This is a genomic window from Novosphingobium pokkalii, from assembly GCF_014652855.1.
GTDB lineage: Bacteria > Pseudomonadota > Alphaproteobacteria > Sphingomonadales > Sphingomonadaceae > Novosphingobium > Novosphingobium pokkalii.
In genome coordinates this window covers 106,398-115,549 of sequence record NZ_BMZP01000005.1, presented here as the reverse complement: position 1 = coordinate 115,549, position 9,152 = coordinate 106,398, and the positions used below count along the sequence as shown (strand labels likewise).

Genomic DNA, 9,152 nt, shown 5'->3' with positions numbered 1-9,152 from the left:
GGGGGAGGTGGCGGCCGCAGGCCGTCGGAGGGGGGATTTATCCAATATCCCTTTGATGTAAAATTCTATTCCAAACTCGCCAGATAGCCCGCGATCTCATGCGGATCGAAGCTGCGACCGTCGAAAAAGCGGTTGTCGGCCATGGTCATGGCACCCTGCTGCGCGCCCACGGAGGTCAGCCGCGCCAGGCTGCCTTCGACCTTGGAGCTGGCGCCGGGCAGGGGTTCGCCGGTGCCGAGCAGCGCTGCGCGATAGACATCGGGACGGAACACGCGCCCGGCGGCCTGGGCATCGACCATGTCCACCGCGCCGCCTTCCCAGCGCACCATCTGGGTGTAGAGCCACTGGGCCTGGCTGACCCAGGGGAAATTGGCCGCCTCGCGATACTGGAACATGAAATCGGGAAAATGCACCGGTGGCGTGCCCTGGGCCAGGCGCAGCCGGTCGGTGATGGCGCGCTCGATCAGGTCGGCCCGCCCGTCGAGATAGGCGGAGCGCGAGAGGATCGTGGCGTTTTCGCGGGCCATCATGGGGTCGGCGAAATGGCGCGCGGCCTGCGTCAGCGCGCGAATCAGGGCTTCGGTTTCCTCGCGCCGGGTGTCCAGCGTCGCTTGGCGCATGGCCAGCACCTTTTCCACGCCGCGTCGCCAGATCTGCGCCGTGGCCAGCACGATTCGCCCGGCGCCGCGTTCCACCGCCACGCTGTTCCACGGTTCACCCACGCAGATGCCGTCCACCTCGCCCGCTTCCAGTGCGTCGGCGCTGAACGGCGGGGGCACCACGGTGATCTCCACGTCCGAATCGGGGGCGATGCCGCAGGCGGCCAGCCAGTAGCGCAGCATGTAGTTGTGGCTGGAATGGCGATGCACCACGGCAAAGCGCAGCCGCCGTCCTGCGCCAAGTTCTTGTTCCACAACCGCTTTCAACGCGGCGCCGGCCGCCATGGGATCGGCCAGTGCACCATCGGGAGCGATGCGCGCGGCCAGGTCTGCGCGCAGGGTCACGGCATTGCCGTTCAGCCCCAGCACGAACGGCACGGCGAGCGGCTGGGCCGGGCGCCCGCGCCCCAGCGTGGTGGCGATGGCGAGCGGCGCCACCAGGTGCGCGGCATCGGTGTGGCCATAGAGCAGGCGGTCGAGCACGGTGGCCCAACTCACATCGCGCACCAGGCGCAGCGCCAGCCCTTCCTGCGCGGCAAAGCCGTGCTCATGCGCCAGAATCGGCAGCGCCGCGTCGACCAGCGGCAGGAAGCCGATTGCAAATTCCCGGGCCATCAATTGCCTCCCATCAGGCCATGGGCGGTGACCACCGCCTGGGCGATTTCGGCGATCTTGCGCCCTTGGTCCATCGCCGTCTTGCGCAAGGCGGCATAGGCATCGGGTTCGGAAAGACCGCGTGATTTCATCAGGATGCGCTTGGCTGCGTCCACGCTCTCGCGCTCGGCCAGCTTGCCCCGCGCGTCGTCGAGATCGGCCTGGAGGCGGGCAAAGGCATTGAACCGGCGCACCGCCAGATCGAGAATGGCGCGGATACGGTGCGGGGCAAAGCCATCGACGACATAGGCCGAAACCCCGGCGTCGATGCTGGCGCCGATCGATTCCTCGTCGGAATCATCGACGAACATCGCGATCGGCCGGGCGAGCACGCGGCTCACCGCGAAATACTCTTCCAGCACGTCGCGGCTGGGATTGCCCAGGTCCATCAGCACGATATCGGGTTTCAGCGCGGCAATGCGCGCCACCAGGCCGCGCCGCTCGGTGATCACGCTCACCTCGCAGTCCTCCAGCCCTGCCAGTCCTTCATGGATGACAGAGGCCCGGGCCGCGCTTTCATCGACGATCGCCACACGCATACGCGCGAGAGTCGGGGCTGTTTCGCCGCGATGCAACGCCAAAAATGAGAGCGGCGCGCACGGCGATTTCGCACTTGCATCATGGCGGCAAACGCGGCAGGTTATGGCCAACAGCGCGATCACAAGGGCGTGATCGGCCGCTTTCCCACCCATCCCATCAGCACGGCAATGGCGCCGCCCGGTTCTCGGAGCAGGCCCCATGACGCGCATTTCGCCCTTACCGCCACACCACCGCCACGATCAGCGCCGCCGCCAGAATGGCGCAAAGCGCTTTCCAGAACAGCAGTGGCTTGCGTTCCAGCAGGGGCAGGGGGCGCAAGGGCGCCCGCTCCACCGCCGCGCCGCCTTCCAGCGCGCGGATCACGTCCACCATGTCGGCAAAGCGGCTGGCCGGATCGATCGCGACCATGCGCAGCAGCACGGCATCGAGCCAGCCGGGCAGGGCGGCGTTGGCCTGGCTGGGCGGATCGGGCTGACGGAAACGCGGGCGGCTGAACGCCTCGGCCTGGCCATGGGGCCAGGTGCGGGCGAGCAGGCGCCACAGTACCACGCCCAGGGCGAACTGGTCGGTGGCGGGGCTGCCCGCTTCTCCGCCGAACATTTCCGGCGCCAGGTAACCAGGCGTGCCGGGGATTTCATCCAGCCCCGCTTCCTCCACATGGGGCAGGCGGGCGACGCCGAGGTCGATCAGCTTGATACTGCCGTCCTCGCCCAGGATTACGTTCTCGGGCTTCACGTCACGATGCACGATCCCCTGGCGGTGCAGCGCGGCCAGGGCGCGCGCCAGGCCGATCGCGATCCGCAGGGCTTGGGCCAGCGGCACCGGTCCTTGCGCCAGCCGCGCTTCCAGCGTCATGCCGGGGTGGAACGGCTGCACCCCGTAAAGCCGGGTCTGGCGGCTTTCGTCCACGGCCAGCGCGGTGCCCACGAACGGGCTGTCGATCCGCGCGCCCACCACCAGTTCGCGGGCAAAGGCGGCGCGGGCGGCAGTGTCGGACAGCAGCGCGACTTGCGGGAACTTGATCACCACTTTGGCACCGCCGGCCAGCGTATCGGTGGCGCGGAACACGCGGGCGAGGCGCCCGTCGGACAGCAGGGCATCGAGCGCGAAGCCGTCCACACTCTCGCCCACCTGCGGCGCGGGCAGCACCGGCAGGCGCGCCAGATCGCCCGCCACGGCATCGTGACCGGGCGCGGGCAGGCTCACCACGTCGAGCACCACGGCGCTGGCATTGTCGCGGCCCCCGGCAACGAGCGCGGCGTCGACCAGATCCTGCGCATCGGCCTGGGCGGAGCGGCGCGCCGCCAGCAATCGCTCGATGCGGCGGACCGGGAGCACGCCGTGCACGCCATCGCTGGTCAGGATCAGGCGGTCATGCAGGGCGAGCGCGAGTTGCTGGTGATCGAGCCGCAGCGTGTCTTCCAGCCCCAGCGCGCGCAGCAGGACGTGGCGCCGGTCGGGGTGGGCGTGGCAGTGGTCCTGAGTCAATTGTTGCAGGCGCCCGTCGCGCAGCAGCCAGGCGCGGCTGTCGCCCACATGCAGCACATGGGCACGCCGCCCGCGCAGAACCAATGCGGTGAACGTGGTGGCGCAATGGGCCATCGTCTCGCCCCGGCCCATCGCCGCCAACCAGCGGTTGTAGGGGCGCAGCACGCGCTCGGCTGCTGCGGCCACGCCGATCGTGGCGGGCTGGGCGTAGAACCCGTCGAAAAAGCTGGCCACGGCCAGCTCCGCCGCCACGCGCCCGGCTTTGCCTCCGCTCACGCCATCGGCCAGCGCAGCGGCCAGGCCGTGGCGCCGTCGCTCGGTCTCGCTGCCCAGCCAGGCGGCGGCAAAATCCTGGTTTTCCGGCCGGGGGCCTTGCGCGGTGGCAATGCCCACCGCCGCCCACAGCCGTCCTTCTTCGTGCATCGCAGCAGCCCCCTCACGTGTGTGCACACGCGATTGGGGCCGTGCGGGCATCGGGCGTCAACATCCATTTCGTGCTTTGAGGGGAGCGTATCGCAATGACTGAAAAACCGTTCTGGCAATCGGGCCACCGGCCCACGCTGATCATGGCCTTCCTCTATTTCGACGTGGCCTTCATGATCTGGAACCTGCTCGGCCCACTGGCGCCGATCTTTGCCAAGGCCATGGCGCTCAGCCCGGCGGAAAAGGGTTTCGTCGTGGCAGTGCCGACGCTGGCGGGCGCGGTGCTGCGCCTGGTCAACGGTTTCCTGGCCGATCGCATCGGGCAAAAGCGCACCGGCATTATCAGCCAGGTGATCGTCATCGGCGGGCTGCTCACGGCGTGGAAACTGGGGGTCGACAGCATCCACGCGCTGATCGTCGTGGGCGTGGTGCTGGGCTTTGCCGGTGCTTCGTTCTCGGTCGCGCTGCCGCTGGCGGGCCGGTGGTATCCGCCCGCGCACCAGGGCAAGGCCATGGGCATTGCCGGCATGGGCAATTCGGGCACGGTGCTCGCCGCGCTGTTCGCGCCGGTCCTGGCCAAGCTGTTCGGCTGGTCCAACGTGCTGGCGCTCGCCACCATTCCCGCGGCGCTGGTGCTCATCGCCTTCGTCGCGCTGGCCAAGGACAGCCCCAACCAGCCCGAAGCCAAGCCGCTCGGCCAATATGTCGCAGGCTATTTCCGCATGCTGCGCGAGGGCGATGCCTGGTGGTTCATCCTGTTTTACGGGGTGACGTTCGGCGGCTTTGTCGGCCTCTCCGGCTCGCTGCCCACCTGGTACACCACCGAACTGGGCATGACCCCGATCATGGCCGGCTATGCCACGGCGGCCTGCGTCTTTGCCGGATCGCTGGTGCGTCCGATCGGCGGCGCGCTGGCTGATCGCGTGGGCGGCATCAAGACCTTGACCGGGGTCTATGCCATTGCCGCCGTGCTGTTGGTGGTGATCAGCCAGACGCCGGCCAGCTTTGCCGTGATGTTCCCGCTGTTCTTTTGTGTGATGGCCACGCTGGGCGTGGGCAATGGCGCGGTGTTCCAACTGGTGCCGCAGCGCTTCCGCAATGAAATCGGGGTGATGACCGGCCTGGTCGGCTTTGGCGGCGGCCTGGGCGGGTTCTACCTGGCTTCGTCGCTGGGCCTGGCCAAGCAGTGGACCGGGTCGATGGGGCCGGGCTTCCTGATCTTTGCCGCGCTGGCCATGGTCGCGCTGGGCGGGCTGAGCGTGGTCAAGACCCGCTGGCGCACCACCTGGGGCGCGGCGATTGCCGGCGTGCGGATCTGAGCCGATGTTCATCCCCACCGATCCGCAAGGCCAGGTGGCCGCTTCCCCCGCCGATACGGTGCAGGTGCGCAGCGCCTGCCCCTATTGCGGGGTGGGCTGCGGCGTGGTGATGGACGTGGCTGAAGGGCAGGTCTTGCGCCTGCGCGGGGACAAGGCGCACCCGGCCAATCGGGGGCGGCTGTGCACCAAGGGCCAATCGGCGCACGTGCCGCTCACCGCGCCGGGCCGCGCCGCGCAGGCGCAGATGCGCGGCGCCGATGGCGCGCTGGCGGCGGTGCCGCTCGATCGGGCGATTGCCGCCGCCGCGCAAGGGCTGCGCACGATTATCGATCGTGACGGCCCCGATGCCGTGGCGCTCTATGTCTCGGGCCAGATGTCGCTGGAGGCGCAGTATCTGGCCAACAAGCTGGCCAAGGGCTTTATCCGCACGCGCCATATCGAAAGCAATTCGCGCCTGTGCATGGCGAGCGCGGCCAGCGGCTACAAGCTTTCGCTTGGCGCCGATGGCCCGCCCGGCGCCTATGACGATTTCGACGCGGCCGACCTGTTCCTGGTGATCGGCGCCAACATGGCCGATTGCCACCCGATCCTGTTCCTGCGGATGATGGACCGGGTGAAGGCGGGCGCCAAGTTGATCGTGGTCGATCCGCGCCGCACGGCCACGGCCGACAAGGCCGACCTGTTCCTGCAAGTGCGCCCGGGCAGCGATCTGGCGCTGCTCAACGGCCTGTTGCACATCCTGCTGGACCAGGGCGCAGTGGATGCCGATTTCATTGCCGCGCACACCAGCGGGTGGGAGAACATGCCCGTGTTCCTGGCCGACTATGACCCGGCCAGCGTGGCCAAGGCCACCGGCCTTGCCGAGGCGGACCTGCACCGCGCCGCGACGCTGATCGCCCAGCACCCGCGCTGGATGAGCTGCTGGACCATGGGCCTCAACCAGTCGACGGCAGGCACCTGGAACACCAATGTGCTGTGCAACCTGCATCTGGCCACCGGCGCGATCCTCAAGCCCGGTGCCGGGCCATTCTCGCTGACCGGCCAGCCCAATGCCATGGGCGGGCGCGAGATGGGCTACATGGGCGCGGGGCTGCCCGGCCAGCGCAGCGCCGAAAACGCAGACGATCGCGCGTTCGTCGAGCAGGCCTGGCGCCTGCCGCCCGGCACGCTGCGCGCCGAGACGGGGCAGGGCACGATCGCCTTGTTCGAGGACATGGCGCGCGGTGCGATCAAGGCCTGCTGGATCATCTGCACCAATCCGGTGGCGAGCGTGGCCAATCGCGCCAAGGTGATCGCCGGGCTGGACGCGGCCGAGCTGGTGATCACGCAGGATGCTTTCCTGGCCACCGAAACCAATGCCCATGCCGATATCGTGCTGCCCGGCGCGCTCTGGGCCGAAGGCGATGGCGTGATGGTCAATTCCGAACGCAACCTGACGCTGACCCCCGCCGCTGTCGCGCCGCCGGGCGAAGCGCTGCCCGATTGGCAGATCATCGCGCGCGTGGCCTGCGCCATGGGCTTTGCCGAGGCGTTTACTTATGCCAGCGCGGCAGAGGTCTTTGCCGAGATCACCGCCTTTGCCAATCCCGCCACCGGCTATGACCTGCGCGGCGCCAGCCATGCGCGGCTGCGCGAGGAAGGCCCGCTGCAATGGCCCTGCGCGCCCGGCGCTGCTGCACGCAACCCGATCCGCTACAGCGATGCGGCGGGCATTGCCTTTCCCACGCCCGATCGCCGCGCGCGGTTCTGGCCGCGCCCGCATCTGCCCTTGGGAGACATGCCCGATGTAGATTTTCCCTTTGTGCTCAACACCGGGCGCGTGCAGCACCAGTGGCACACTCGCACCAAGACCGGCGCCGTGCCCGCGCTCAACAAGCTCAATCCCGGCCCTTTCGTGGAAGTACATCCGCAGGATGCGGCCGCGCTGGGGCTGGCCGATGGCGGCCGCGCGCAATTGCGCACGCGCCGGGGGCAGGCCATCCTGCCGGTGGTGGTGACCGATCGCGTGCTGCCCGGCACCTGCTTTGCCCCGTTTCACTGGGCCGATCTGTTCGGGCCGGAGCAGGCGGTGAATGCCCTGACCAGCGATGCGGTGGACCCGATCTCGCTCCAGCCCGCGTTCAAGTTCGCCGCCGTGGCGCTGGCGCCGGTGGCCGTGCCGCAGGAAGATGCCGTGCCGACCCAGGCTGTACCCCTTGCACCGATCGCCGCACGGCTGGCCGACCATCTCGCGCTCGCCGCCCCCGCGCCGGTGTTGACGGCGCAGGAGCAAGCCTGGCTGGGCGGCTTCGTGGCGGGCCTGCGCATCAGCCCGCAAGGCGGCTTGCCGGTGGTGCCGCCCGCCGCTCCGCTGGCGCCCGAACGGCGTCTCTATGTCAACGGCCTGCTTGCCGGGCTCCATGCCCGCGCCGAGACACCGCCGCCCACCGTGCCCGCTGGCCTGCCGGTGCTGGTCGCCTGGGCCTCCCAGACCGGGCGTGCCGAGGCGCTGGCGCAGGACGTGGCGCAGGTGCTGGCGGCGCAAGGCCATGCGCCGCGGCTGGCATGCCTTGCCGATCTTGCCCCTGCCGATCTGGCGCAGGCCGGCCATGCGTTGTTCGTGGCCAGCACGTTTGGCGATGGCGATCCGCCCGATTGCGCCACCGCCTTCTGGCAGGCGTTGCAGGCCGCTTCGGCGCCCCGGCTGGAGAGCTTGCGCTTTGCCGTGCTGGCGCTGGGCGATGCCAGCTATGATGCGTTCTGCGGCTTTGGCCGCGCGCTGGAGGCGCGCTTGCTGGCGCTTGGTGCCCAGTCCCTCGCCCCCCGCCAGGATTGCGAGCCGGATGACGATGCGGCCCCGTGGCAGGCACAGGTTCTGGCGGCCTTGCCTCAAGGCATGGCCAAACCCGGCGCCCCGGCGGCCCCAATGCCGACGATCGACCGGCGCCACCCGTTCGCCGCGCCGCTGATCCGCAACCATCGGCTGAGCGGACCGGGCTCGGCCAAGGACGTGCGCCACTTGCGCTTTGACCTGACAGGCAGTGGCCTTTCCTACAAGGCGGGCGATGCGCTCGGGGTGTGGGGCGTCAACGATCCCGCCACCGTGGCCGCGATCCTCGATCACTTGCGGCTGGACGCGCAGGAATCGGTGGTGCTGGGTGAAGAGACGCTGGTGCTGGAAGAGGCGCTGCTGCACCGTCGCGAGATCACCCGCCCGGCGCGCGCCGTGCTGGAGGCGCTGGCCCGGATCGACCCGGCGGCCGGCTTTGCCCCGCTGCTCGCCGCCGAGCGCAAGGCTGATCTGGAGCGCTGGCTGTGGGGGCGCCAGGTGCTCGATGCGCTGCAGGCGATGTCGGTGCGACTGCCGGCGCAGGCGCTGGTCGATGCCCTGCGCCCGATGCAGCCCCGGCTCTATTCGATTTCCTCCAGCCCGCTGGCCCTGCCCGATGCGGTGGACATCACCGTGTCGGCCGTGCGCTGGGCCATGGACGGCGCGCCGCGCGGCGGGGCCTGCTCCACCCACCTGGCCGACCGCTGCGCCGGAGACGCGCGGCTGTTCGTGCAGCCGACGCAGGGCTTCGTGCTGCCGCAAGACGATGCCGCGCCGGTGATCATGATCGGTCCGGGCACCGGTATCGCCCCGTTCCGCGCCTTTCTGCAACACCGCGAACATCGCGGCGCCACCGGGCACAACTGGCTGTTCTTTGGTGAACAGCACCGCGCCAGCGACTTCTATTATCGCGCGGAGATCGAGCGTTGGCAGGCCAAGGGCCATCTGGCGCGGCTCTCGCTGGCCTTTTCGCGCGACGGGGCAGACAAGGTCTATGTCCAGCACCGCATGCGCGAGGAAGCCGCCGAGCTGTGGCGCTGGTTGCAGGACGGGGCCTGTCTCTATGTCTGTGGCGACGCGGCGCACATGGCGCGGGATGTGGAGGCGACGCTGATCGTGGTGGCCTGCGACCAGGGCGGACTGTCTCCCGAAGCGGCACAAGTCTTTGTCGAGGATCTGCGGAGAGCGGGCCGCTATTGTCGAGACGTTTATTGACGCGATGTTGTCGCAGGACTGGTACAGTCGCGTAATTTTGCGAAA

The 9,152-nt window shown here is 69.2% G+C and carries 5 protein-coding genes; 2 read left to right on the top strand and 3 right to left on the bottom strand.

What is annotated here, in order from left to right; genetic code table 11:
* Positions 1–65: 65 nt before the first annotated feature.
* The 3 genes from IE191_RS07155 to IE191_RS07145 all read right to left on the bottom strand — a co-directional run bounded on the left by IE191_RS07155 (position 66) and on the right by IE191_RS07145 (position 3,764).
* Entirely contained in the window at positions 66–1,274 is a 1,209-nt protein-coding gene (locus tag IE191_RS07155) for a CmpA/NrtA family ABC transporter substrate-binding protein (protein ID WP_191323685.1), read from the bottom strand.
* Positions 1,274–1,852: an ANTAR domain-containing response regulator gene (locus IE191_RS07150; RefSeq protein WP_191323684.1), complete on the bottom strand. Its 579-nt coding sequence runs from the start codon at positions 1,850–1,852 to the stop codon at positions 1,274–1,276. Before IE191_RS07150 ends, IE191_RS07155 begins: the two co-directional genes overlap by 1 nt.
* 217 nt (positions 1,853–2,069) lie before the next feature.
* Positions 2,070–3,764 (bottom strand): bifunctional protein-serine/threonine kinase/phosphatase, encoded by a 1,695-nt coding sequence (locus tag IE191_RS07145; protein WP_191323683.1) that lies wholly within the window; start codon positions 3,762–3,764, stop codon positions 2,070–2,072.
* A gap of 95 nt (positions 3,765–3,859) precedes the next feature.
* On the opposite strand from IE191_RS07145, the gene IE191_RS07140 reads away from it, so the two are divergent.
* Complete coding sequence (locus tag IE191_RS07140; protein WP_191323682.1) at positions 3,860–5,083, top strand: nitrate/nitrite transporter; 1,224 nt, start codon at positions 3,860–3,862, stop codon at positions 5,081–5,083.
* Between the two features lie 4 nt (positions 5,084–5,087).
* Entirely contained in the window at positions 5,088–9,107 is a 4,020-nt protein-coding gene (locus IE191_RS07135; protein ID WP_191323681.1) for a bifunctional nitrate reductase/sulfite reductase flavoprotein subunit alpha, read from the top strand.
* The last annotated feature ends 45 nt before the right edge of the window (positions 9,108–9,152 follow it).

Coding starts and splice junctions, on each gene's coding strand:
- IE191_RS07155 (WP_191323685.1), bottom strand. CDS start 1,274: ATGGCCCGGGAATTTGCAATCGGCTTCCTGCCGCTGGTCGACGCGGCG.
- IE191_RS07150 (WP_191323684.1), bottom strand. CDS start 1,852: ATGCGTGTGGCGATCGTCGATGAAAGCGCGGCCCGGGCCTCTGTCATC.
- IE191_RS07145 (WP_191323683.1), bottom strand. CDS start 3,764: ATGCACGAAGAAGGACGGCTGTGGGCGGCGGTGGGCATTGCCACCGCG.
- IE191_RS07140 (WP_191323682.1), top strand. CDS start 3,860: ATGACTGAAAAACCGTTCTGGCAATCGGGCCACCGGCCCACGCTGATC.
- IE191_RS07135 (WP_191323681.1), top strand. CDS start 5,088: ATGTTCATCCCCACCGATCCGCAAGGCCAGGTGGCCGCTTCCCCCGCC.